This window comes from Salinibacterium sp. NG253 (genome assembly GCF_015864945.1).
GTDB lineage: Bacteria > Actinomycetota > Actinomycetes > Actinomycetales > Microbacteriaceae > Rhodoglobus.
This window is the reverse complement of record NZ_JADYWF010000002.1, coordinates 498665-521634: the sequence shown is the minus strand read 5'-3', so window position 1 is coordinate 521634 and position 22970 is coordinate 498665. Positions and strand designations below refer to the sequence as shown.

Sequence of the window (22970 nt, the reverse complement as noted above, 5' to 3'; positions counted from 1 at the left end):
CCCATGCAGGGGTAGGGTTTTACTTGTGAGCACCTCAAGAGTATTCGTTGCCCGATTGGTGGGCTGCTCAATTTTCGACCCCAACGGCGACCGCGTGGGCAAGGTCCGCGACGTGCTGGTCGTTGAGCGCGGCGATGCGAGCCCTCGCGTGGTCGGAATGATCGCTGAAGTTCCCGGTAAACGCCATGTTTTCTTGTCGATTGGTCGCGTCACGAGCATTGGCTCGGGGCAGATCATCACCACGGGTCTTCTGAACTTGCGCCGCTTCGAGCAGCGTGGTGGCGAAATCCGTGTCATGGCTGAGCTCTTGGGTCGGCGGGTGTCGATGCGCGATGGCTCTGGCGAAGCCCAAATCGAAGACGTGTCGATCGAAGAGGTCGACATTGGCGAGTGGGAAATCAGCCAGCTCTTCTTGCGTCGCCCGAAGGCTAGCGGTTCGCCGCTCTTCGCGAAGGGCCCCACCGACTTTGCCGAGTGGGACGAATTGAAGCACAACACGCACGAGGGCGAGGCCCAATCGGCGACTCAGCTCGTTGCGAGCTTCTCCGATCTTTTGCCTGCCGACCTCGCCAACGCGATGCTCGAACTTCCCACGCAGCGCATGATGGAAGTGGCTGAAGAGCTTTCCGACGATCGCCTCGCTGATGTGCTGGAGGAGATGCCCGAAAACGAACAGGTCTCGCTGCTCAATAAGCTCGACGATGATCGTGCCGCCGACGTGCTCGACGAGATGCAGCCGGATGACGCTGCCGACCTCATCGCCCACCTCAGCGATGAGCGCGGCGAGATACTGCTCGACCTCATGGAGCCCGAAGAAGCCGAAGATGTGCGCTTCTTGCTCAGCTACGCTCCCGACACGGCAGGTGGACTCATGACCACCGAGCCCATCATTGTGTCTGCCGACGCCACTGTTGCTGAGGGTCTGGCCCTCATTCGTCGTCACGACCTTGCCCCGGCACTCGGTGCCGCCATTTGCGTCACGCTGCCGCCGTATGAGCCGCCGACCGGCCGCCTACTCGGTATGGTGCACTTCCAGCGGATGCTGCGCTACCCACCCAATGAACGCTTGGGCGCCCTGATCGACCAATCGCTTGAACCGGTACGCTCGTCCACGACGGCCGCAGAAGTGTCGCGCATTCTTGCGAGTTATGACCTCGTGTCAGTGCCCGTGGTCGATGACAACCATCGTTTGCTCGGGGTGGTGACCATTGACGACGTGCTTGACCATCTGCTTCCCGATGACTGGCGAAGTACCACCGACGAGTCGGCGAGCTTCGACGACACCTCTACGAGACCTCTAACCATCGTTCAGCAGAAAGAAATTCGCGCAGGGAGGGCAGCCCGTGGCACTAGCTAAGCGGTCACTTCGATCACAGCGCAATGACATGCGCCTCGACACCCCCAAGGGTTTGCGCAGCGGGTTCGGCATGTTCCAGAGTCGCGACCGTATGGGCCGCTACTCAGAAGCTTTCGCTCGCGGTATGGGAACCCCGTGGTTCTTGGTCGGCCTTTCCGCCTTCGTGGGCGTCTGGTTGATCTACAACACAAGCGCGCCTCTGGATGCGCAGTTTGACCCGCGCTCCACCAACTTCACCCTGCTGACGCTCATCCTGTCGCTGCAGGCCTCCTACGCTGCGCCCATGATTCTGCTCGCCCAGAACCGTCAAGATGACCGCGACCGCGTGCAGATTGAACAAGACCGTCAGCGTGCAGAACGCAACCTCAACGACACCGAATACTTGGCACGCGAAGTGGTTGCGCTGCGCCTGGCCATGACCGACCTCGCCAGCAAGGACTTCATTCGCGCTGAACTTCGTGGTCTGCTCGAAGAACTCGAAAAAGACGACGCCGCCGAAGCCGACACGGAGAACCGTGAACGCTGAGCTCGAAGCCGCGGTACTTGCCTCCCTCGCCTCGGTGATCGACCCCGAGATTCGGCGACCCGTGACAGAGCTCGACATGATCTCTGGGGTTTCTGTCGACGACGCTGGTGCGGCATCCGTGGGCCTGACGTTGACGATTGTCGGATGCCCGGCCGCGACCTCCATCGAACGTGACGTGCGGGAGGCGACCGAGCGTGTGCCCGGCATCACGACGGTGACCATTGACGTGTCGATCATGTCGCCGGCGCAGCGAACTGCCCTCACCGAGAAGCTGCGCAAGGGCAAGCCCAAGACGATGCAGTTCGGGCCAGATTCGCTCACCCAGATTGTGGCTGTGACAAGTGGCAAGGGTGGCGTCGGCAAATCGACGCTCACCGCGAACCTTGCGGTCTCGATGGCCCAGAGCGGCCTGCGCGTTGGAGTGATCGACGCCGATGTGTTCGGTTTCTCGATCCCGGGACTCCTCGGCCTGCACGGCGCCAAGCCCACTCAGGTGGGCGAGATGATTCTGCCGCCTGTCGCGTACGACGTGAAGGTCATCTCAATTGGCATGTTCGTCGAAGACAACACGGCCGTCTCGTGGCGTGGGCCGATGCTGCACCGCACGATTCAGCAGTTCTTGACCGACGTGTTCTTCGGCGATCTCGATGTATTGCTGCTCGATCTGCCTCCCGGCACGGGCGATGTTGCAATCTCGCTCGGCCAGTTGCTGCCGCACTCCGATGTCGTGGTCGTCACGACCCCGCAGTCGGCCGCCGCCGATGTTGCTGAACGCAGCGGCCTCGTTGCTCGCCAAACCGGGCAACGCGTGATCGGCGTCATCGAAAACATGGCCGGTCTCCCCCAGCCCGACGGCAGCGTGCTCGAACTCTTCGGCTCTGGTGGTGGGGCGGATGCCGCAGCCAAGCTCTCCACGCCAGACGAGCCTGTCACGGTGCTCGCCTCGATCCCGCTCAGCATCGCTCTGCGTGAGGGGGGCGATTCCGGGGTGCCCGTGGTGATCGCGGCTCCCGAGGATCCGGCGGCTCAGGCAATCGCTGCTCTTGCCACGACTCTCCGTTCGCTCAAGCGCAGCGTTGCCGGCCGCAAGTTGGGGCTCAGCCCCCGCTAACGCTGCTGTTCTGCACTGCTGCAGCCGGACGCATACGCAGCACGGCATCCCGAAAGCAGGCTATTGACTTTCGATAGATATACATCGATTATCGATGTATGGAACTTTCTCTACCCCGGCCTTCTCTTGGCGCAGCAATTGCGACTTGGATCGCGCTCGGCCTGCTCGCGATTGCAGTACTAGCGAGTTGCATCGCCCTGGTGCCACTATCGCAATTGGCAGCAACCGAGTATCCAGAGTTTGACGACCTGCGGGTTCCGCTACTCACGTTGGGCCTCGCTTTTGGGCTCTGCGTTGAGGTGATTCTCGCGTCCACAGCCGTCTTGGTTGGCTTTATTAGACAAGACGAGATCTTCAATCCTGATGCAGCACGACTAGTGAACCTGCTCGCCATCAGCGTTGTGATTGCCACCGTTTTAGCGGCAGCAACGCTCGCTTTCATCCCAGGCCCACCACTGCTTGCTTTCGCGGTTATCGCGAGCGTTCTGGTCGGCGTGACACTCTTCCTCGTTCTCCTTGTGCTGCGATCTTTGCTGCAGCGAGCCGTGCTGATGAGAACCGAACTTGATGAGGTTGTGTAATGGCGATACGCATCCTCATTGACCGTCTCCTCCTTGAGCGCGGCATGTCAGTGGGAGAGTTTGCCGAGGCCGTGGGGATCACCCCCGCCAACGTCGCCGTACTCAAAAACGGGCGAGCTCGGGCCGTGCGGTTTTCAACCCTGGATTCGATCTGCCGCGTTCTGGATTGCCAGCCCGGCGACATCCTCGTGTGGGATGACGAACAGCAATAGTCGCCGCCAGTTCGTTCGCCCCGTTAACGCAAAAACACCACAGCAGTAATTGCTGTGGTGTTGCGTAAACCGGCTGGCGGTTGGCTACGGCATGGTGTTGTAGCGACGGGTGGGCACGCGACGGTATCCGTCGGTTGCAACGGCACGCAGGGTTGCGGCGATACCGGTTGCGGCGAGTGCCACGATGATGATTAGTTCGAAGTTCATGTCTACAGTTTGGCTGTGGCCAACCTTTTAGAACAAGATGATCTTCCTTATCTAACCTTGTAGAGTAACTACATGGATATTCGGCGCTTGGAGCTGCTTCGCGAGCTAGCCGACCGCGGCAGTATTACGGCGGTCGCCAAGGCAACGATGCGCACGCCATCGGCCGTCTCTCAGCAGCTCAAAATTCTGGAACGCGAGGCCGGAATCCCTCTCACTGAGCGCGTAGGCCGGGGCATCGTCTTGACGTCGGCCGGCCGGGCGCTCGCCCACACCGCGGCCGATGTGGCTACCGCAATCGAGAAAGCCGAAGCACTGTGGAACGACTTTCGAGAGTCCCCGCGCGGAGACGTCACCATGACCATTTTTCCCACCGGTGGCGAGATGTTGCTGCCGGGGCTGTTTCACGCCGTCAATCGCCAGCAGGGGCTCACCCTGAGCTGCCACGACCAAGACTCTGTGCTCGAAGATGTCGCCAACCTCACCGCCGACTACGACGTCGTCGTCTCCGACTCACCGCACGTTCTCCCCGCTTGGACCGAGCGGGGGCTCGCCGTCGTTCCTCTCATGCGTGAGTCTCTGGATGTCGCACTCCCCGAAGATCATCCGCTCGGCCGCAAGGCGGCGCTCACCCCCGCTGACCTTCTCGACGAAACGTGGATCGGGGTGCCTTCCGGTCTGCCTTTCGACCGCATCCTTCGGCGAATCGAAGCGGCAAACGGTGCTCCAGCGAAGGTCGCCCAGCGTCTGACCGACAACAGCATCGTTGAAGCCGTCGTGGCAGCGGGCCACGGCATCGCCATCCTGCCGCGCTTCACGACCCGAGACCGCGAGAACGGCCTCATCACCCGCCCCCTCAAAGGCGTTCCGTCGTCGCGGCTCATCTCGGCGCTGCTACGCCCCGACCGCGCCGAACGTCCCTCCGTGCGCGCCGTCGTGAAAGCCCTCGTGGATGAGGCGACGCGCTTCGAACGCGAGCACACGGTCTAGCGCCGCCGCGCATCCGCCCGCTTAGAATCACGGAGTGGAATACTCGCTACGCCCCAGCACCGCACACGACCTCAACTGGTTGCTTGACCTTCGCACAGTTGGACTTCGGGCCGACCTCGAACGCCACGGCCTCTTCGATCCCGTGCGGGTGCGCACCTGGATGAGCGACGCCTTCGCGCCGGAGAACACTCAGATCATTCGGGTCGCCGGCGAGGATGTCGGCTCGATTAGCGTGCGCCCCGAACCGGATGCCCGCTGGATCGAACACTTCTACCTGCCCGCGCGCCTGCAGGGGCGCGGCATCGGCAGCCAGGTTCTCGCCGAAGTGCTCGCCCGGCCAGACCACCGCCCCTTTCGCCTCATGGTGCTTCAGGGCAGTGCCGCGTTGCGGCTCTACGAACGACACGGTTTCACGCCCTACGACGAAGACGACCACGACGTGTGGATGACGCGACCCGCCTCCGACTCGTAACGCTCGAAGCGACGGCGCCCTACTCGGTCGGCTCGATCAGTCGCGCAAGCAGTTCGATAAGCAGGCGTTCGGTGAGCGGTGCGGGCATCGCGGCGATGAGAGCCAACAGTGGCGCCATCCGGTCGGGAAGGCCGTGGTCTCCAGCACCGATGCCGAGCGCGCCGAGGAGGCCCGCTGCGGTCGCCGAGTCGAGGGGTGCAGCATCCGGGTTCCCCAACGCTGCGAGCGCCTCAGCGGGCAACGTGGCCAATACAGCTTCTGCAGAGACGGCGGGCACGCCGCGCACTTCGTCAGCCGCCATCCGCAGCGCCGCGCTCAAGTCATCGAGCACGTTCGCAGTCACGGGAGTCACGGTGAGGTGGGTCGTGGCGGGCAACATCGTTCCGTCACTCTGCACGAGCGAGGGCTGCAGTTGCAGCAAGAAGCCATGCTCGCGCGTTTGGTCGGCCCAGTGGTGCGGGTCAACGCGGCGGTCAACAGCAACCGAGTCATCGGATACGATAGCTAACAGCGGTCCGACCGGGTTGCCCACAACGCGGAGGCCTTCAATCTCGCCGATGACGTCGCGCAGGGCCTGAGTGGACCGCGCACACGACTCGGAGAGCTCGGCAAGCCCACTCGTGCCGAGTGCCTGAATAATCGCCCACGCAGCCGCGAGCGGCCCCGCAGATTTCGAGCCCAAGATGGTGGGGTTGACGATCGGGTAGCCCGGCCAGCGCGTCGTCGCAAAGTATTGCGTGCGTTGGCGATCACGACCGCGCTGCAGGATCACCGAGGCGCCCTTGGGCGAGTAGCCAAACTTGTGCAGGTCGGCGCTGATGCTCGTGACGCCCGGCACTTCAAAGTTCCAGGGGGCGACGCCCTCCCAGAACGGCAGCACCCAGCCGCCGATGCAGGCATCAACGTGACAGGCGATTCCGCGCTCGGCTGCTGCAGCCGCGACCTCGACGACGGGGTCCATCGCGGCGTGCGCATAGCTCGGAGCCGACACCACCACGAGAGCGACATCGTCGCCCATGCGTGCGATGAGATCGCTCGCGGCGACATCGCCGCCCGGGCCCACCGGCACGAGATCCAGTTCGAGCCCGAAGTAATGTGCCGCTTTCTGGAATGCCGCATGCACTGTGACGGGAGCCAACAACCGGGGCATTCCCGTGCGCGCCGAGGCGCCCGTTCCCCGCCACACGTCGCGCGCCGTCTTGACGGCCAGCAGACAGCTTTCGGTACCGCCGGTCGTGACGGTGCCGACGACATCCTCATCGCCACCGAGCATGTCGCGGGCAAAGCCAAGCACTTCGCGTTCCATGACGGCAACCGAGGTGAAGGTCGTCGGGTCGAGGCCATTGACGGGTTGCACGGCACGGATTGCTTGAGCTGCAAGTTCGTCGAGCTCCGCGAGGCCGGAGTCGTAGACATACGACAGCACATGGCCACCGTGGGTGGGAGCATCCGCTTCACGTAGCGCGTTGAGGCGCTCAAGAATGTCGGCGGGCTGGTGGTCGAACTTCATCGGGTCTCCTGATCGTTCGAAGTGGTGGTTGGGCCACTTGTGGGGTGTGGTTCAGCATCGGCATGGTCAATGTCGCTGCGGCGCAACGGGTAGCGCCTAAAGGTCAGCAGCGAGAGGCCGATGATCACGGCGGGCACGATGCTGAAGCTGATGATGATTCCGGCGATGGCCGAATCGGGTTGGGTCACTGTCTGGTTGGCCACTGATTCGAGATAACCGGATGCCGCGAGCACAGTCGTGAGCACAGTGGCCCCGAGCGCCATGCCCGTGGTTTCCCCCGCGGTCCAGACTCCCCCGAAGGTGCCGGCCGAGGCGATGCGGTGCCGGCGGGAGTCATGGGAGATCACGTCGGGCAGCATCGACATGGGCAGTGCTTGCATTCCGGCGTAGCCCGCTCCGGCGAGCGCGACGGGCGCATAGATCCACGCGCCGGGGGCCCACAGTTGCGGCACGATCAGCAGGGCTCCGAGGCCATAGCAGGCGGAGGCCCACACGAAGGCGCGCTCTTTGCCGATGCGGCGGGAGATGGCAGCCCAGACCGGAGCGAAGAGCAGTGCTGGCCCGATGAGCGACACGAAGAGGATGGCTACTCCGGTGCCGAGCACCCAGGTCGCCACATACTGCGCGCCCGCGAGCATGACGCCCGTGGCGAGCCCCTGCAGCAGGAAGGTCAGCAGCAGGGCACGGAACGGCTGGCTCCGCTTGAGCGCCGCGATTCCCGACTTATAGGTGTCAACGATCGACACCGTCGGCGTCAGCGAGACGGTGCCGGTGCGAGCCGAGAACGACGAAATTACGAGCGAGACGCCCATGAGCGCGGCGGCCGAAACGGCCATCACGAGATAGCCGAGCCGTTCATCGGCAAAGGCATCACGAATTTCTGGTGCGCCAGCACCGAACAGCAGAATCGCCACCGTGAGCACGACGACGCGCACCGCGAGCAACCGAGTGCGTTCGTCATAGCTGCGGGTGAGTTCGGCGGGCAAGGCGATATACGGCACTTGAAACATACTGAACGCGGTTGCCGTGGCGACGAAGGCGATGAACACCCAGATGCCCGACGCAAGCGGGCCGATGCCCGCCGGCACCGCGAAGGTGAGAACAAACAAGATCGGCAACAGAATGGCACCAAGAAGCATCGCCGGTCGCCGAGTGCCATGGTGCGCCAGGCTGCGGTCGCTACGCGCACCAATCACAGGATCGATGATCACGTCCCACACTTTGGCTGCGGTCACGAGGATGCCGGCGGCAAGCGCCGCAATCCCCAGCGTGTCGGTCAGGTAGTACACGAGCACGAGCCCGGGCAGGGCACCAAAACCGCCGGTGCCAAGAGAACCGATGGCATAGGTGGCGATGGAGCTTCGGGAAAGAGCTCGCGGCGCTGCGGTCGTCATCTTCGTGAGCCTAGCGCTTTGCTCAGCCGAAATTGTGGCGCACGGTCGTAGTGTTGAGTTATGTCGCCTCACACAGTCGTTTCACTGATCGGGTCGCGTCGTCGCGACACTCTCGTCGCCCAGCTGCGGTGCACCACCTCCGACACGGCCACCGTGATTGCTCCCTTCACGGGCAAGGCCCTGCATGAGTTGCCGCAGAGTTCGACCCGGGATGTTCGGGATGCCGCGACATCCGCCCGCCGAGCGCAACGCGCCTGGCAGTCCGCCGGCTTTGCTTACCGTCGCCGCGTGCTACTGCGCGCCCATGATCTGCTGCTGGAACGCAAGGATGAGCTGCTCGACCTGCTGCAAACCGAGTCAGGCAAGACGCGTGGTCAAGCGTTCGAAGAGATCTTTCAGGCCGCGACGATCACGCGCTACTATGCCGTTTCTGCCGAGCGGGTGTTGGCCACCAAGCGTCGCCGGGCGGGCATCCCACTGCTGATGTCGACGCACGTGAGCTACTCCCCCAAGCAACTCATCGGTGTCGTCACGCCGTGGAACTATCCGATCGCACTAGGGGCGATGGATATCGTTCCCGCCCTCGCTGCCGGCAGTGCCGTCATCCAGAAGATCGACAATCAGGGCGCGCTGTCGATGCTCGCCACTCGCGAGGCCTACATTGATGCGGGCGTGCCTGCTGCCGTCTGGCCGATTGTGGCGGGCCCCGGCGACCAGGTCGGCAATGCCGTTGTCGATAACAGCGACTACATCTGTTTCACCGGCTCGACGCCGACGGGCACCAAGGTCGGTAAGCGCGCGGCCGGGCGTCTGATCGGCGCTTCGCTCGAGCTCGGCGGCAAGAACCCGCTGCTCGTGCTGGGCGATGCCGATCCAGTGCAGGCCGCTGAGGATGCCGTCTATGCCTGCTTTGCTTCCATGGGTCAGTTGTGCGTTTCGATCGAACGCATCTACGTGCACAAGTCGATCGCTGCGGAGTTCTCTCGCGCCTTCGCCGAACGCGTGAAGGCTCTCTCCCAGACCTCGGCCCTCGACTACTCGGGCGACGTGGGATCTCTCACGTCGAAGGCCCAACTCGAACGCGTGCAAGCACATGTCGAGGATGCCGTCACCAAGGGTGCCACTGTGCTCGCTGGAGGAAGCCCCCGCCCCGATCTCGGCCCCTACTTTTACGCTCCGACCGTGCTGACGGATGTCACCGCCGAGATGGAGTGCTTTGCCAACGAGACGTTTGGCCCGGTGGTAGCGATCACGAGTGTCGAGAGCGACACCGACGCGATTAACCGCGCTAACGACACCGAGTTCGGCCTCAATGCCTCCATCTTCAGCGGTTCAATCGCTCACGCTCGTCGCTTGGCCGATCGACTGGATGCCGGCAGCGTCAACATCAACGAGGGCTACCGTGGCAGTTTCTCGAGCGTCGATGCGCCGATGGGCGGCATGAAGCACTCAGGCCTAGGGCGCCGCAATGGGCCAGAAGGCATCCTGCGTTTCGTGCAATCGCGCACCGTCTCGCAGTCGAACGGAATTCTGCAGCTACCTCGCTCGGGCGCCGAATTTGCGGCGATGGCTGGCCTCATGGTGACGCTGTTGGGCGTACTGAAGCTACTGCGCCGCCGCTAACCGCGGCTAGTCGTGAGAGAGATGAGGAGCTAAGTAGCTTCGTTATCGAAGGGCGCGACTTCGCCGGCCTTCAGTTCAGCTTTGAGTTGCGATTGGCGTTCAGCCAGCGCTGCTTGCCGTTCGGCATACGCGGCTGAGCGTGGAGGCCGCACCTTGACGGGCGGCGTCTCATCTTCAAGAAGAGCATCGCGGATGATGCGGCGCGGGTCGTACTGGCGCGGGTCAAGCTGCTTCCAGTCGATGTCGTCGAAGTCGGGGCCCATCTCTTCACGCATGCGATCTTTAGCGCCGTTGGCCATGTCCCGCAGCGAGCGGACGAGGCGTGCGAGTTGAGATGCGTAGTAGGGCAAACGGTCGGGGCCCAGCAAAAAGACAGCGATGATCCCAATGATCAGCAGTTTGTCGAATGTGAGACCGAAGGACACCCGTTTAGCTTACCGCTGCCTTCGCGCGCTGCGTCTACAGTTGACCACAGCGATAGGAGCAATGTGTCAGACAAGCAGTTGAGTTGGAAGTACGCCGAGGAGTTCGTCGTCGAACCCCCAGAGATCGCTGCGGCGCGCGTACATTCCAGCGAGCTAGGAATCGAAGCGGTGAGCCCCGCGGTCGGTGCTCAGCTGGCCCTGCTCGCTGCCGCTACGGGCGCCAAGAGCATCATCGAAGTCGGCACTGGTGTTGGCATTAGTGGGCTGTGGATGCTCGCAGGCAGCCCCGGCGCTTTGCTCACCACTATCGACTCCGAGATTGACCACCAGCAGGTGGCCCGTTCCGTGTTCGCTGAGGCTGGCATTCAAGCGAATCGCGTGCGTCAGATCGGTGGAAAAGCAGCCGAGGTTCTTCCTCGTATGAACGAGTCAAGCTACGACCTCGTCTTCATCGACGCCGACCCGCAGTCTGTTATTGAGTATGTCGAACACGGCCTGCGTTTGGTACGTCCCGGTGGAGTCGTGGCCGTCGCGCACGCTCTCTGGCGTGACCGCGTGCCGGATCCCGCGCAGCGCGATGCCACTGTCTCGAACTTCCGTTCGCTGCTCAAAGAGATTTCCCAATCGACCGCCGTGATCAGTTCGCTGATTCCCGTGGGCGACGGGCTCCTTCAACTCACTAAACTCAGCGACTAACGCGCTCAGCGAACGCTCACCCGGCGTTCAGCATCGTGTCCGTACTGTGGATTAACTATCGCCACCCTGTACGCACACGACAGAGCGCGCGCTGCCGAGGAACTTGGAATCTCCGCACGCCGTGAGAACGGAGCATCCATGAACACCAACGATCGTGACGGCTGGGTTCACGTTCGAGGGGCCCGCGAAAACAACCTCGCCAACATCGACCTCGATGTGCCGCGGGATTGCATGGTGGCTTTCACTGGCATCTCCGGTTCCGGAAAGTCTTCTCTCGCCTTTGGCACCCTCTACGCCGAGGCACAGCGTCGTTACTTCGAATCGGTTGCCCCTTACGCTCGGCGCCTGCTCAACCAGGTCGGCGCGCCCGACGTCACAGACATCACCGGCCTCCCGCCCGCTGTCGCCCTCCAACAGCGTCGCGGAGCGCCAAGCTCGCGCTCGAGCGTCGGCACGATCACGACGCTCTCCAATCTGCTGCGCATGTTGTATTCCCGCGCCGGCACTTACCCCGCTGGCGTCAGCCATTTGTCGGCCGAAGCCTTCTCGCCGAACACCGCGACCGGAGCTTGCCCGCGCTGTCACGGCCTCGGCGTCGTGCACGACGTGACCGAAGATCTTCTCGTTCCCGACCCCACGCTCTCGATTCGCGACGGCGCGATCGCCGCTTGGCCCGGAGCGTGGCAGGGCGCGAACCTCAAGAGCATCGTCAACGGCCTGGGGATCGATACTCGAGCACCGTGGAACACTCTCAGCCGCAAGGATCGCGACTGGCTGCTCTACACCGAAGAACAGCCATCCGTCTTCATCCAGCCCGAAGAGGGCCGCGTCGACCACGGCTACAACGGCAAGTTCTGGAGTGCCCGCAAGCACACCATGAACGTGCTCTCGCAGTCTCAGAGCGAGCGGATGCGCGAGCGCGCGCTCCGCTTCGTGCAAAGCATGGCGTGCCCCGAGTGTGGCGGTAGCGGCCTGCAGGCGAATGCGCTGTCCGTCACCTTCGCTGGGCTCAGCATCGCCGAGATGAATGCCGTGCCGCTGACGGACCTTGCGGCTCGACTGCGCGAAGGCATGGCGCGTGCCGACTCCGAAAGCGAAGGGTCGGAAGGCAACGAGGTAGCTCACCGGATCGGCGACGACGTTATTGCCCGCGTTGATGTGCTCCTCGACCTCGGTCTCGGCTACCTCAGCCTCGGCCGCAACTCCACAACGCTCTCCCCCGGCGAAGCACAGCGCCTGCGCATCGCCACCCAACTGCGCTCCGGCCTCTTCGGCGTCGTCTATGTGCTCGACGAGCCCTCCGCGGGATTGCACCCCGCGGATGCGGCACCGCTACTGAAAGTGCTCGACCGTTTGACGGCATCCGGCAACTCCCTGTTTGTCGTGGAGCACGATCTCGATGTGATTCGACGAGCAGACTGGATCGTCGACATTGGCCCCGGCGCTGGTGAAGGCGGCGGGCAGCTCGTCTACTCCGGCCCCGTTGACGGCCTCAAAGATGTGCCCGAATCGATCACCGCCCGCTATCTCTTTCCGCAGCGAGCACAGCCGCTGCGCGAGGTGCGCACCCCGGAGTCTTGGGCGCGCCTCGACAAGGCATCGCTGCACAACATCCGCGATCTCACGGTCGACTTCCCGCTTGGAGTGATGACCGCCGTCACGGGTGTGTCAGGTTCGGGCAAGTCAACGCTCGTGACCCAGGTACTCGCGCAGGCGGTGCGCTCTCATCTCGGTACTGCTCCGGATGACGCGGCCGAAGCGGATGACCACCCCCATGACCTGACGCTCGAAGACACCACCGGGCTCGACTCCTTCGATCGTCTCGTGCTTGTCGACCAGCGCCCCATCGGACGCACCCCTCGCTCGAACCTCGCGACCTACACCGGAATGTTCGATGTCGTCCGCAAGCTCTTCGCGGCAACCGACGAAGCGCAGGCACGCGGCTATACCGCGAGCAGGTTCTCCTTCAACGTCGCCGGCGGACGCTGCGAAACCTGCCAGGGCGAAGGCTTCGTCTCAGTCGAACTGCTGTTCCTGCCCGGAACGTACGCTCCCTGCCACACGTGCCACGGTGCCCGCTACAACGACGACACACTTGAGGTCACCTACCTCGGCAAGAACATCGCCGAAGTACTGGGCATGACCGTCAACACCGCCGCAGACTTCTTCGCCGGATCCACCTCGGCGCTGCGCAGCCTCGACACCCTGCGCGATGTTGGCCTCGGCTACCTGCGTCTCGGCCAGCCAGCCACAGAACTCAGCGGTGGAGAAGCGCAACGCATCAAGCTCGCGACCGAGCTGCAACGCGCGCGTCGCGGCCATGCGCTCTACCTGCTCGACGAACCGACATCGGGGCTGCATCCGTCGGACACTGAGCTCTTGCTGGCGCAGCTACAACGACTCGTGGATGCCGGCAACACTGTCGTGCTTGTCGAGCACGACCTCGCCACCATTGCTGCCAGCGACTGGGTGATCGACTTGGGCCCCAGCGGCGGAGACAAGGGCGGCACTATCGTCGCCACAGGGACTCCCCGCGAGGTTGCCGCGGGCACCGGCGCAACAGCGCAGTACCTCAGCGAGTGGATCGATACCCGCGCAGCGGGCTAACCGCCCGTGCCATTGGCTAACCGCCACCATCGGGCGTTAACCACAAAACACCGAACACGAAGTGATCGTGTTCGGTGCTGTGTTTCGACTAGCCTCACGCGTTTTATGCGTGGGCCGCCGATTAAGGCTGAGAAGAAAAGCTAAGCGGGAGTGACAACGCCCGCGAGAGCGTCGTGCAATTCTTTTGCTTCGTCGTCGTTTACAGAAACAACGAGACGACCGCCGCCTTCGAGAGGTACACGCACGACAATGAGTCGGCCCTCTTTGACAGCCTCCATCGGCCCGTCACCGGTCCTCGGCTTCATGGCTGCCATAGATAGTCCCCTTTCATCGGTACTGCACTCTATTATCCAGCAAAGACCGCCGATACTGAAACTCTGTCGATTCATTCACCCTCAGCACACCTATTTAGGGTGGAGTCCAGTCGTAAGCGTCGACCCACCAGGCCAGATGGATCCATGCCCACTGTCCGGCAATGCACGCCGCGAGCAGCACAGCGCGATACACACGCGACTGCGGTAGCGCGAGGGCGCCCGCCAGCGGGAACATCGGCATCAGGAGTCGGAACGTGCTCGACTGCGGGAAGAAAACGGCCAGCAAATACAGCGCATAGCTGGCAACCCACAAGCGCAGATCCACCCCCAGCCGTCGCGCGGGCGTGGTGAAAAGAAAAACGAAGAACGCGAGAACACCAGCGACGAGCATCACCAGCAAGAGCCACAGCGGCATTTGCCACCACTGAGCCCAAAATTCGGCCCCTTGGATCCACGCCGCGAACGGTACCAATTCGCCGTAACCGACGTAGGGCGCCCGCCACGCGAGCTCAGTGTCGGTGTAGGCGGAGAGAGACCCCGTGGCCACTGCCGCAATCAGGAGCCAAGCAAAACCCATGATCAGGCTAAACACAGTCGCCGAGACTGCCGCAATGCGCTCCCGCAGCGGAAACTCCTCACGGCGGCGAATCCACCAGCGATAGACCACGTGCAACCCGAGCGCGAGCGCAAAAGCCAAGCCGCTCGGACGCGTCAGGGACATGACCGCGATCACCGGCAACAGCATCCAGTAATGGCGTTTCATCAGCCAGTAGAGCGACAAGGTGAGCAAGAAGAGATACATCGACTCGGCGTAGGAGACCTGCAGGATGGCCGACAGTGGCGCGAAGCAGAAGATAGCGACCGAGAACAGGGCTGTGCCGGCGGGCAACACGAGGTGCATCACGCGGTAGAACAACAGCGCGGCCCCCAGCGAGAACGCGACGGAGACGATGACGCCAGCCACGGCGAAATCGAGCGTTGTCAGCGTCATGACGAACCGCACTACCGCGGGATAGCCGGGCATGAACGCCCACGCATTCTCGGCAACGTGACCGGCCTCGGTCAGCGGTAGCTCCGAGGGATACCCGGTCAGCGCGATGATGTAATACCAGTGGCCGTCCCAGATTTTAGCGAACGAGAAGTAATCGGGCGCGGGGCCCGTCCACGGGTTTTGCCCTTGGACGGATGCGAACCACAACAGCAGAGACGTCGTCACGACCCGCGAGGCAGCAAAGATCGCGATAACTGCGATCCACCAGCGCTCGGGAGCAAGTAGCGCCGTTGTTGCGCGGCGCACCGTTGAGGCAAACGAGCCGGTGGGGGCTAGCGAGCCGTCAGCCACGCCCGCAGTCCCTGCTCGCACGCCACGATCTCGCTAGTGGCGACGCGCTCGTCGTCGGCGTGGGCGCGCAGCGGATTGCCTGGGCCATAGTTCACGGCGGGAACGCCGAGTTCAGCGAAGCGTGCCACATCGGTCCAGCCATATTTGGGGGCTGCCGTGCCACCGACCGCGGCGAGGAAATCACGGGCGAGCGGAGCATCCAGTCCGGGGCGTGCGCCGCCAGCAAGGTCAGTGACTTCGAACTCGAAGCCAGCGAAGACCTCACGCAAGTGTTGGATCGCCTGCTCGGTACTGCGGTCGGGGGCGAACCTAAAGTTCACGGTCACTGTCGCGGCATCCGGAATCACATTGCCGGCAACACCACCGGTGATGCCAACGGCGTTGAGTCCTTCGCGGTAGACAAGGCCATCGACCTCGTGCTGCTCAGGCTCATAGGCGGCCAGAATGGCCAGCACGGGCGCTGCCGCATGGATGGCATTCTCGCCCATCCAGGCACGCGCAGAGTGTGCGCGCAGCCCCGTGAGCGAAATGTCGATGCGAGCGGTGCCATTGCAGCCGCCCTCCACCGTGGCGTTCGACGGCTCGCCAATGATCGCGAAGTCGCCCGCCATCAGGTCGGGGCGGTTGCGCGCAATGCGGCCGAGCCCGTTGAGGTCAGCGGCGACTTCTTCGTGGTCGTAGAAAATCCAGGTCACATCGACGGCGGGATCAGAGAGTTCTGCGGCGAGCTTGAGTGCGATCGCGACGCCGCCCTTCATATCGACCGTTCCTCGGCCGACGAGGTGTTCCTCACCGTCGATCATCTCGAGGGTCGTCGGCAGGTTCTCGTTCACCGGAACCGTATCGAGGTGGCCGGCAATCACCACGCGCTGCGCCTTGCCGCCGTTCGTGCGGGCGACAACGGCATCCGCATCCCGAATCACCTCAAGGTGGCTAAACGCGCTCAGAGCGGTTTCTACGGCATCCGCAATGCGCTTCTCGTTGCCGGAGACCGACTCGATATCGCAGATCTGGCGGGTCAGGTCGGGGCTTGAGGCACCCAAATCGAGCACGGGAACGGTGAGATCGGTCGCAGGCATGCACCCAGTGTAAGTAACCTTGATGCATGACTTCGCGCACAGCATGGGGATACGGACTCGCAACAATCGCCAGCGACGGAACAACACTTGATGTGTGGTTCCCCGCTCCGCACCTGGGATCAATCCCCGAGGGCACCGACCCGCACTACACCCCCGCCGACCTCGAAGAGCACTTGGGGGCTGACGAACGCCGTCGCGTGCGCACCGAATTCGTGACCGTCGAGATCGATTTGGATGCCGCGCCGCAGAACGTCGCCGACGCTTACCTGCGCCTGCACTTGCTCAGCCACTTGCTCGTGAAGCCCAACAGCATCAACCTCGACGGCCTCTTCGGCGCTCTGCCGATCGTCGTCTGGACCAACGCCGGAGCGGTGCACCCTGACGACTTCCGAGAGGTTCGTGTCTCGCTCAAGCGTCACGGCATCGTCGTGACTGGCATCGACAAGTTCCCGCGGATGCTCGACTACGTTTTGCCCGAACGCGTCCGCATTGCCGACGCCTCGCGTGTGCGCCTCGGCGCCTACCTCTCCCCCGGAACCACCGTCATGCACGAGGGCTTCGTCAACTTCAACGCCGGCACGCTCGGCAGCTCGATGGTCGAGGGCCGTATCTCTCAGGGCGTCGTCGTGGGTGACGGTGCCGACATCGGTGGTGGAGCATCCATCATGGGCACGCTCAGCGGTGGCGGAACCGAACGTGTCTCCATCGGCGAGCGCGCGCTGCTCGGCGCCAATTCCGGAATTGGCATCGCCATCGGCGACGACACGGTTGTTGAAGCCGGGCTCTATGTCACGGCAGGCACGAAGGTCACCATCATTGATGGTTCGGCAACGCCGCGCCGTGTCAAGGCCGTCGAGCTCAGTGGGGTCAACGGCTTGCTGTTCCGCCGCAACTCTGTCACGGGTGCCGTCGAGGTGCTGCCTCGCAGCGGCAGCGGCGTCGAGCTAAACACGGCCCTGCACGCCTAAACACACCACCGCCGGGGGGCTTAGGAGCTTGATATGAAGACCTTCACCGCTTCCCGGTTTGGCACCACACTGCGACTGCGCCGGTATCGCGCCGCCGCAGTCGTTGCCGCAGCCATGTTTGCCCTCACGGCGTGTACCGGAGCTGACCAGGCACTTACTCCTGAGCTCTCCCCCGCCCCCGTAGCAGCGAGCAACAGCGCCACGCTCACCTGGGGAATGGATGCCACCGCCCCCGACGAATCGTGGCAGAAGCCGGCTCTCGGTAGCGTGGAGACTGATCCGGTCTACGGCACTACAATTCAGCGCGTCACCTCGGCCGAGGGCACTCGCTTTGATCGCAACAGCTACAGTCGTCGGCAGGCTGAGAACGCCGACGGCTCGCTGTTCTTTACCTACCACGGTGATGCCGAATATCACGTGTACTCCACCGCTGATGCCTCCCTCGTGAGCGCCCTTGACATCCATCCGGATGCCGAACCTCAGTGGCACCCCACCGATCCACACCTGATCCGCTATCTGGAGGGGCCTAACTCCTCCGAAGGCGACCTCATCCTTCATGAACTCGACGTGACGTCGGGACAATCGACGGTCATTGCTGACCTCCGAGAGCCCCTGTCGAGTGCGTTCCCGGACGCCGACTACATGAAAGACCGGAGCGAGGGATCTCCGAGCAGCGACGGCACCATCTACGCTTGGATCGTCTACAACCCCGACGAGCAGCCTCTGGGAATGGTCAGCTACGACCTTGCCTCCGATACAGTGCTCGGCACTAGCGAGCTGCCCGCCGACACGGACTGGGTGAGTGCCTCCCCCACCGGAAAATACGTCGTGGCCTCCGCCGAGTCCGGCACTTACGTCTACGACGCCGACCTCAGCAACCAACGCCTACTGACCGAGGCGAGCGAGCACAGCGACGTCGCTCTCTCCGCCGATGGCCGGGATGCGTACGTTTACATCGATTTCAACTCCGCGAGCGAAACGGCTGGCTTCCTCACTTCGGTCGATATGGACTCGCTAGAGCGCACCACGCTCTTCGACGCCTACGACGATGCCAACACCTCGATGCACATCTCGGGAAAAGGGTATGACAAGCCAGGGTGGGTCGTGGTGTCCACCTACAACTGCAACGCCGAGGGTGCCTGGACCTGCGAAAAGGTGATGGCCATTGAACTTGACGGCGGCCGCATCCTCAATCTCGCCCACACCTACAACTGCGGTGAGGACTACTGGACCGAGACTCACGCCGTGGTCAACCGCACATTCACCCACGTCTATTTCAATTCCGATGGCGGTTCGTGCGGCATGGATGCCGAGGTGTATCGCCTCGACGTCCCGGTTTTCGACTAGCCGCCACGTTCCACTGCCAGCGCCGCGTGGCTGGCGTTGTGGGGCCGCACTGTTGGGGCCGCCCTTGTAATGACGCGCACACAACGCGAAACGGCCGGTTCCCCGAGGGGAACCAGCCGTTCGTCGTAAAGCTGCTGCTGCGCTAGCGCTGCGGCCAGTCACGAGCTGCAGGGCCCGTGTAGAGCTGCTGCGGGCGACCAATTTTGGTCTTGGGGTCTTGGTTCATCTCACGCCAGTTAGCGATCCAGCCCGGCAAGCGACCGATAGCGAAGAGCACCGTGAACATGCGCGGCGGGAAACCCATCGCCTTGTAGATAACGCCGGTATAGAAGTCGACGTTGGGGTACAGCTTGCGCTCGATGAAGTAGTCATCGCCGAGGGCGACTTCTTCGAGTTCACGAGCGATGTCGAGCAGCGGGTCGCTGACGCCCAGATTGGCGAGTACCTCATCCGCACTCTCTTTGACGAGACGTGCACGCGGGTCAAAGCTCTTGTACACGCGGTGGCCGAAGCCCATCAGGCGCACGCCGTCTTCCTTGCGCTTCACGCGATCAACAAACTTCTGAACGCCTTCGCCCGATTCTTGGATCTCGCCAAGCATCTTGAGAACGGCTTCGTTGGCGCCACCGTGAAGCGGACCATAGAGAGCATTGATACCGGCGGAGATCGAAGCGAAAATGTTGGCTTCGGTCGAGCCGACCAGGCGCACCGTGGAGGTGGACGCGTTCTGCTCGTGGTCTTCGTGCAAAATCAGCAGGCGGTCGAGCGCCTTGCTCAGCACGGGGTTGACCTCGTACTCCTCGGCCATGTTGCCGAAGTTGAGCTTCAAGAAGTTGTCGACAAAACTCATCGAGTTGTCGGGGTACAGCAGTGCCTGACCGAGTGACTTCTTGTGAGCGTAGGCCGCAATGACGGGCAACTTTGCCAGCAAACGGATGGTCGAGATCTCGACCTGCTCGGGGTCGCGCACGTCGTGCGAGTCTTCGTAATACGTCGACAGAGCCGACACCGCGCTGGAGAGCACCGACATGGGGTGCGCGCTCGGCGGAAGGGCGTCGAAGAAGCGACGGAGGTCTTCGTGCAGCAGCGTGTGCCGACGGATCTTTTCATCGAACTCTTCGAGCTGCGACTTCGACGGCAGTTCACCGTAAATCAGCAGCCACGCTACTTCGAGGTAGGTGGAGTTGGCCGCGACATCCTCGATCGCGTACCCGCGGTAACGCAGGATTCCACGGTCTCCATCGATGTACGTGATCTCACTGCGGGTTGACGCAGTGTTCACGAACCCTTGATCAAGCGCCGTGTAACCGGTCTGCTTCATGAAGGTGGAGATATCGATGCTGTTGTGACCATCGACCCCACGGATAATGGGAAATTCTGCAGCACCGCCCGGAAAGTGGAGGGTGGCCTTCTCTGGGTCTTGAGGGGCTTCATTCACCGCTACAGCCTACAAGGGTTGAATGGCCACTGTCACACCAACCAACCAAACCAGATCGGTTTTAGAGGTCAACGACAAGGCCTTCGCCGGTTAGTGCACTTAAGCGAGCAAATCGAGGCGAGCGACCGCATCCGCAATGGTGTCGTCACTCGCGGTGAGTGCGATACGTACGTGCCGGGCAGGGGTTTCGCCGTAGAACGAGCCCGGAACCACGAGGATGCCAGACTGCGCCAAATCGCCAACCGTCTGCCACGAGTCTTCGTTCTTTGTTGCCCACAAGTAGAGGCCTGCAACGCTGTCATCCACGAAGAATCCCGCCCGCTTCAAAGCGGGCAGCAGCTTGGCGCGACGTGCACGATAAAGCTCGCGCTGGGCCGCAACGTGGGCGTCATCTTGAAGGGCCGTGACCATCGCGGCTTGCACGGGGCCGGGCACGAGAAGTCCGACGTGTTTGCGCACGGTGAGTAGTTCTGAGATGAGTCCCGAGCATCCGGCCACAAATGCGGCACGGTAACCGGCCAAATTCGACTGCTTGCTGAGCGAATACACCGCAAGAACTGACGACCGGTCGCTGCCAATAACCTCGGGATCGAGAATGGAAGGCGTGGGGTCGGGGCCGTTCCAGTTGAGTTCGGCGTAGCACTCGTCTGAGGCGATGACTGCACCCAATTCGCGAGCGCGGGCAACAGCAGCGCGCAGCTGCTCAACATCAGCGACGCGACCATCAGGGTTACCTGGGCTGTTCAGCCAGACGAGAGCAGTGTTCTCGGGCCACGATGCAGGATCGTCAGATGCCACAGCAGTAGCGCCAACCATGGCCGCCCCAATGGCATACGTCGGGTACGCGACCGAGGGATGCACGACGACGTCGTCTTTGCCGAGCCCCAGCAGCAGCGGCAGCAGTGCCACCAACTCTTTGGAACCGACGGTCGGCAGAATATTGTTGACGGTGAGCCCGGGCACACCACGGCGGCGCTCAAACCAGTCGACGATGGCCTCACGCAGTTGAACTGTGCCCGTGGCGGTGGGGTAGGCGTGAGCATCCGTGGCCGTCGCCAAACTTTCGCGGATAACCGTGGGGGTGGGGTCTACCGGTGAACCGACTGACAGGTCAACGAAGCCATCGGGGTGAGTGCGCGCAATCGTGCCGTACGGCACAAGCGAATCCCACGGAAAATCGGGGAGAGCCAACGGCGTGCGCGCCATTAGTCTGAGGACCCGCCACCCTCAGGCAGGGCCGCGATGAGGGCGTGATCCTTGGGAATCACACCGACCTTTGCTGCTCCACCGGGTGAGCTCACCTCGAGGAGATCAAAGAATTCAACGTTGGCCTTGTAGTAATCGGCCCACTTATCGGGCAGGTCATCTTCGTAATAGATGGCCTCAACCGGACACACCGGCTCGCACGCTCCGCAGTCAACACACTCATCCGGGTGGATGTAGAGCATGCGGTCGCCTTCATAAATGCAGTCGACTGGGCATTCATCTACACACGCGCGATCTTTAAGATCGACACAGGGCTGAGCGATGACGTAGGTCAAGAGATATCCGCACCTTTCACGGGAGAGTTCAATTCAATGTTAGCGCGGCTCGCCGACGAAACCTGACGGTTCACCCGAGGCCACCCCACCACAATGAGCACCACAAGCACGGGCGCAAAAGTCCACACGTAGCCCGCAACATTCGCCGGGATCAAAATTGTTCCGCCGGGCATTGCCGCAGCCAAGAGTGCCGACATCGCTAGAACACCCAGCGAGGCAAAACCTGCCGCGACTCGGGTGTCATAAATCAATCGCAGGCCCAGAATGAGCGCCGTTACGAGCGTGACAGACACCACAATTCCCCACGGGACACGAACATCACCGATCGTGAACGTTGACTGGTGCACGGCGGTGAGAACGAGGCCGACCAAGGCCCCCAACGCGAGAGAAACCAGAGCCAAGATGCTGCGCTCCACACGACTGCGTTCGCCGATGACCAGCTCGCGGCGACGCAAGCGACGCAAATACTCCGGCGGTGTCGAAACGCTCTCTCCCACCGGAACTTCATTGCGATAAATCTCTGTCGCCCGACGCTTAAACGCGAGGGCCGTTGCCGACGAGACCGCCACCCCACGATCAACAGGAACAGCGGATGCCGTGTAGAAAGGCACCCCAGCAAGTTCAGTCGCCAACACCGTGGCGTCGTGCACGAGCAGCGCCTCAGCGCCGCGCGCCGTTCCGCTGGACTCTTTGGCGTAGCTGACGACGACATCCGGCTTCAACGAGGTGATTGCTGCAGCTAGGTCGGAGGCGAGAGCGCGGGCGTCGAGCGTGCTGAACTGACGACCGTTGTCTTCACGCAAAATGTGGTGAGAGGTAATGCCGAGGATTTCGCGCACGACCTCGTCGACGGACACCGCCGCGCGTTCGCCGGTGTCGGTGCCGGTATCGGCGTCGGTGTCGGCATCCGCTTCAGCGTCAGCAACTGCAGTATTCGTTTCTGCACTGCCGCCCGTAGTGACGCTTGCGGCCAGGAAACCAGGCACTGCGGCGCCGTGTGAGACAGTCTCGGGTGCGCTGCCGGTCGAGGGCGATGCCTCTATTGCGGCGGTCGCGTTGTTGCTGCAGCTGAGCACAATGAGTTCGGTACCACGCTGAACCAGAGTGGCAATGGTGGCGCCGAAGACGTACGCCTCGTCTTCTGGGCGTGCGGCAACAACCAATACCCGTTGTGCTCGATCTTTCACGGCCGTTCCTCCACCATTCGTTCTGCAGTAAACAGAATAAGCACAG

Annotated in this window: 23 protein-coding genes; 12 read left to right on the top strand and 11 right to left on the bottom strand. The window is 62.7% G+C overall.

Annotated features, from left to right (window positions below):
• Positions 1-25 precede the first annotated feature (25 nt).
• From I6E52_RS12365 to I6E52_RS12345, 5 genes are all read left to right on the top strand, one after another.
• Entirely contained in the window at positions 26-1357 is a 1332-nt protein-coding gene (locus I6E52_RS12365) for a magnesium transporter MgtE N-terminal domain-containing protein (protein ID WP_197157827.1), read from the top strand.
• A 28-nt stretch (positions 1358-1385) separates the two neighbouring features.
• Positions 1386-1883 carry a DUF1003 domain-containing protein gene (locus tag I6E52_RS12360; protein WP_197158063.1) on the top strand — a complete coding sequence of 166 codons (498 nt, stop codon included), beginning with the start codon at positions 1386-1388 and terminating at the stop codon, positions 1881-1883.
• Positions 1873-2994, top strand: coding sequence for a P-loop NTPase (locus I6E52_RS12355; protein ID WP_197157825.1), 1122 nt, complete (start codon positions 1873-1875; stop codon positions 2992-2994). The genes I6E52_RS12360 and I6E52_RS12355 overlap by 11 nt, the downstream gene beginning before the upstream one ends.
• A 98-nt stretch (positions 2995-3092) precedes the next feature.
• Entirely contained in the window at positions 3093-3575 is a 483-nt protein-coding gene (locus tag I6E52_RS12350) for a DUF2975 domain-containing protein (RefSeq protein ID WP_197157823.1), read from the top strand.
• Entirely contained in the window at positions 3575-3787 is a 213-nt protein-coding gene (locus I6E52_RS12345; RefSeq protein ID WP_197138917.1) for a helix-turn-helix transcriptional regulator, read from the top strand. Before I6E52_RS12350 ends, I6E52_RS12345 begins: the two co-directional genes overlap by 1 nt.
• A gap of 84 nt (positions 3788-3871) precedes the next feature.
• Here I6E52_RS12345 and I6E52_RS14480 read toward each other — a convergent pair whose 3' ends face one another.
• A complete protein-coding gene (locus I6E52_RS14480) occupies positions 3872-3994 on the bottom strand; it encodes a hypothetical protein (protein WP_255529328.1) in 123 nt (40 codons plus the stop codon).
• Between the two features lie 72 nt (positions 3995-4066).
• On the opposite strand from I6E52_RS14480, the gene I6E52_RS12340 reads away from it, so the two are divergent.
• Together I6E52_RS12340 and I6E52_RS12335 are read left to right on the top strand one after the other, a co-directional pair.
• Positions 4067-4981, top strand: coding sequence for a LysR family transcriptional regulator (locus I6E52_RS12340; protein ID WP_197157821.1), 915 nt, complete (start codon positions 4067-4069; stop codon positions 4979-4981).
• A 34-nt stretch (positions 4982-5015) separates the two neighbouring features.
• Positions 5016-5453, top strand: coding sequence for a GNAT family N-acetyltransferase (locus tag I6E52_RS12335; RefSeq protein ID WP_197157819.1), 438 nt, complete (start codon positions 5016-5018; stop codon positions 5451-5453).
• Positions 5454-5472: 19 nt separating this feature from the next.
• On the opposite strand, the gene I6E52_RS12330 is transcribed toward I6E52_RS12335, so the two are convergent.
• Together I6E52_RS12330 and I6E52_RS12325 are read right to left on the bottom strand one after the other, a co-directional pair.
• A complete protein-coding gene (locus I6E52_RS12330; RefSeq protein WP_197157817.1) occupies positions 5473-6963 on the bottom strand; it encodes a pyridoxal-dependent decarboxylase in 1491 nt (496 codons plus the stop codon).
• Positions 6960-8357, bottom strand: coding sequence for an MFS transporter (locus I6E52_RS12325; RefSeq protein ID WP_197157815.1), 1398 nt, complete (start codon positions 8355-8357; stop codon positions 6960-6962). The genes I6E52_RS12330 and I6E52_RS12325 overlap by 4 nt, the downstream gene beginning before the upstream one ends.
• 60 nt (positions 8358-8417) lie before the next feature.
• On the opposite strand from I6E52_RS12325, the gene I6E52_RS12320 reads away from it, so the two are divergent.
• Entirely contained in the window at positions 8418-9980 is a 1563-nt protein-coding gene (locus I6E52_RS12320; RefSeq protein WP_197157813.1) for a succinic semialdehyde dehydrogenase, read from the top strand.
• Positions 9981-10009: 29 nt separating this feature from the next.
• Here the strand turns inward: I6E52_RS12320 and I6E52_RS12315 are convergent, their stop codons facing one another.
• Positions 10010-10405, bottom strand: a complete 396-nt coding sequence (locus I6E52_RS12315; protein ID WP_197107371.1) for a sec-independent translocase — start codon at positions 10403-10405, stop codon at positions 10010-10012.
• A 63-nt stretch (positions 10406-10468) separates the two neighbouring features.
• On the opposite strand from I6E52_RS12315, the gene I6E52_RS12310 reads away from it, so the two are divergent.
• Positions 10469-11101, top strand: a complete 633-nt coding sequence (locus I6E52_RS12310; RefSeq protein WP_197157811.1) for an O-methyltransferase — start codon at positions 10469-10471, stop codon at positions 11099-11101.
• Between the two features lie 138 nt (positions 11102-11239).
• A complete protein-coding gene (gene uvrA / locus I6E52_RS12305; protein ID WP_197157809.1) occupies positions 11240-13708 on the top strand; it encodes an excinuclease ABC subunit UvrA in 2469 nt (822 codons plus the stop codon).
• 140 nt (positions 13709-13848) lie between these two features.
• Here the strand turns inward: uvrA and I6E52_RS12300 are convergent, their stop codons facing one another.
• From I6E52_RS12300 to dapE, 3 genes are all read right to left on the bottom strand, one after another.
• Positions 13849-14022, bottom strand: coding sequence for a DUF3117 domain-containing protein (locus tag I6E52_RS12300; protein ID WP_197107374.1), 174 nt, complete (start codon positions 14020-14022; stop codon positions 13849-13851).
• Positions 14023-14116: 94 nt separating this feature from the next.
• A complete protein-coding gene (locus tag I6E52_RS12295; protein ID WP_307842532.1) occupies positions 14117-15364 on the bottom strand; it encodes a hypothetical protein in 1248 nt (415 codons plus the stop codon).
• On the bottom strand, positions 15346-16443 hold the full coding sequence (gene dapE, locus I6E52_RS12290; protein WP_197157807.1) for a succinyl-diaminopimelate desuccinylase: 1098 nt from the start codon (positions 16441-16443) through the stop codon (positions 15346-15348). Before dapE ends, I6E52_RS12295 begins: the two co-directional genes overlap by 19 nt.
• Before the next feature lie 26 nt (positions 16444-16469).
• Here dapE and dapD point away from each other — a divergent pair, with 26 nt between their 5' ends.
• Together dapD and I6E52_RS12280 are read left to right on the top strand one after the other, a co-directional pair.
• Positions 16470-17411, top strand: coding sequence for a 2,3,4,5-tetrahydropyridine-2,6-dicarboxylate N-succinyltransferase (dapD, locus tag I6E52_RS12285; RefSeq protein WP_197125542.1), 942 nt, complete (start codon positions 16470-16472; stop codon positions 17409-17411).
• Between the two features lie 33 nt (positions 17412-17444).
• A complete protein-coding gene (locus I6E52_RS12280) occupies positions 17445-18758 on the top strand; it encodes a hypothetical protein (protein ID WP_197157805.1) in 1314 nt (437 codons plus the stop codon).
• Positions 18759-18900: 142 nt separating this feature from the next.
• Here I6E52_RS12280 and I6E52_RS12275 read toward each other — a convergent pair whose 3' ends face one another.
• The 4 genes from I6E52_RS12275 to I6E52_RS12260 all read right to left on the bottom strand — a co-directional run bounded on the left by I6E52_RS12275 (position 18901) and on the right by I6E52_RS12260 (position 22924).
• Positions 18901-20196 (bottom strand): citrate synthase, encoded by a 1296-nt coding sequence (locus tag I6E52_RS12275; RefSeq protein WP_197125549.1) that lies wholly within the window; start codon positions 20194-20196, stop codon positions 18901-18903.
• A 99-nt stretch (positions 20197-20295) separates the two neighbouring features.
• Positions 20296-21402 (bottom strand): succinyldiaminopimelate transaminase, encoded by a 1107-nt coding sequence (dapC, locus tag I6E52_RS12270; protein WP_197125550.1) that lies wholly within the window; start codon positions 21400-21402, stop codon positions 20296-20298.
• Positions 21402-21737: a ferredoxin gene (gene fdxA, locus I6E52_RS12265; protein WP_197107380.1), complete on the bottom strand. Its 336-nt coding sequence runs from the start codon at positions 21735-21737 to the stop codon at positions 21402-21404. Before fdxA ends, dapC begins: the two co-directional genes overlap by 1 nt.
• On the bottom strand, positions 21734-22924 hold the full coding sequence (locus I6E52_RS12260) for a PIG-L family deacetylase (RefSeq protein ID WP_197157803.1): 1191 nt from the start codon (positions 22922-22924) through the stop codon (positions 21734-21736). Before I6E52_RS12260 ends, fdxA begins: the two co-directional genes overlap by 4 nt.
• Positions 22925-22970 lie beyond the last annotated feature (46 nt).

Excerpts from the sequence above, each read along its gene's own strand:
- dapC (WP_197125550.1), bottom strand. The coding sequence starts at position 21,402 with ATGGCGCGCACGCCGTTGGCTCTCCCCGATTTTCCGTGGGATTCGCTT.
- I6E52_RS12345 (WP_197138917.1), top strand. The coding sequence starts at position 3,575 with ATGGCGATACGCATCCTCATTGACCGTCTCCTCCTTGAGCGCGGCATG.
- I6E52_RS12325 (WP_197157815.1), bottom strand. The coding sequence starts at position 8,357 with ATGACGACCGCAGCGCCGCGAGCTCTTTCCCGAAGCTCCATCGCCACC.
- I6E52_RS12280 (WP_197157805.1), top strand. The coding sequence starts at position 17,445 with ATGAAGACCTTCACCGCTTCCCGGTTTGGCACCACACTGCGACTGCGC.
- I6E52_RS14480 (WP_255529328.1), bottom strand. The coding sequence starts at position 3,994 with ATGAACTTCGAACTAATCATCATCGTGGCACTCGCCGCAACCGGTATC.
- I6E52_RS12340 (WP_197157821.1), top strand. The coding sequence starts at position 4,067 with ATGGATATTCGGCGCTTGGAGCTGCTTCGCGAGCTAGCCGACCGCGGC.
- I6E52_RS12350 (WP_197157823.1), top strand. The coding sequence starts at position 3,093 with ATGGAACTTTCTCTACCCCGGCCTTCTCTTGGCGCAGCAATTGCGACT.
- uvrA (WP_197157809.1), top strand. The coding sequence starts at position 11,240 with ATGAACACCAACGATCGTGACGGCTGGGTTCACGTTCGAGGGGCCCGC.
- I6E52_RS12330 (WP_197157817.1), bottom strand. The coding sequence starts at position 6,963 with ATGAAGTTCGACCACCAGCCCGCCGACATTCTTGAGCGCCTCAACGCG.
- dapD (WP_197125542.1), top strand. The coding sequence starts at position 16,470 with ATGACTTCGCGCACAGCATGGGGATACGGACTCGCAACAATCGCCAGC.
- I6E52_RS12300 (WP_197107374.1), bottom strand. The coding sequence starts at position 14,022 with ATGGCAGCCATGAAGCCGAGGACCGGTGACGGGCCGATGGAGGCTGTC.
- I6E52_RS12320 (WP_197157813.1), top strand. The coding sequence starts at position 8,418 with ATGTCGCCTCACACAGTCGTTTCACTGATCGGGTCGCGTCGTCGCGAC.
- I6E52_RS12360 (WP_197158063.1), top strand. The coding sequence starts at position 1,386 with ATGCGCCTCGACACCCCCAAGGGTTTGCGCAGCGGGTTCGGCATGTTC.
- dapE (WP_197157807.1), bottom strand. The coding sequence starts at position 16,443 with ATGCCTGCGACCGATCTCACCGTTCCCGTGCTCGATTTGGGTGCCTCA.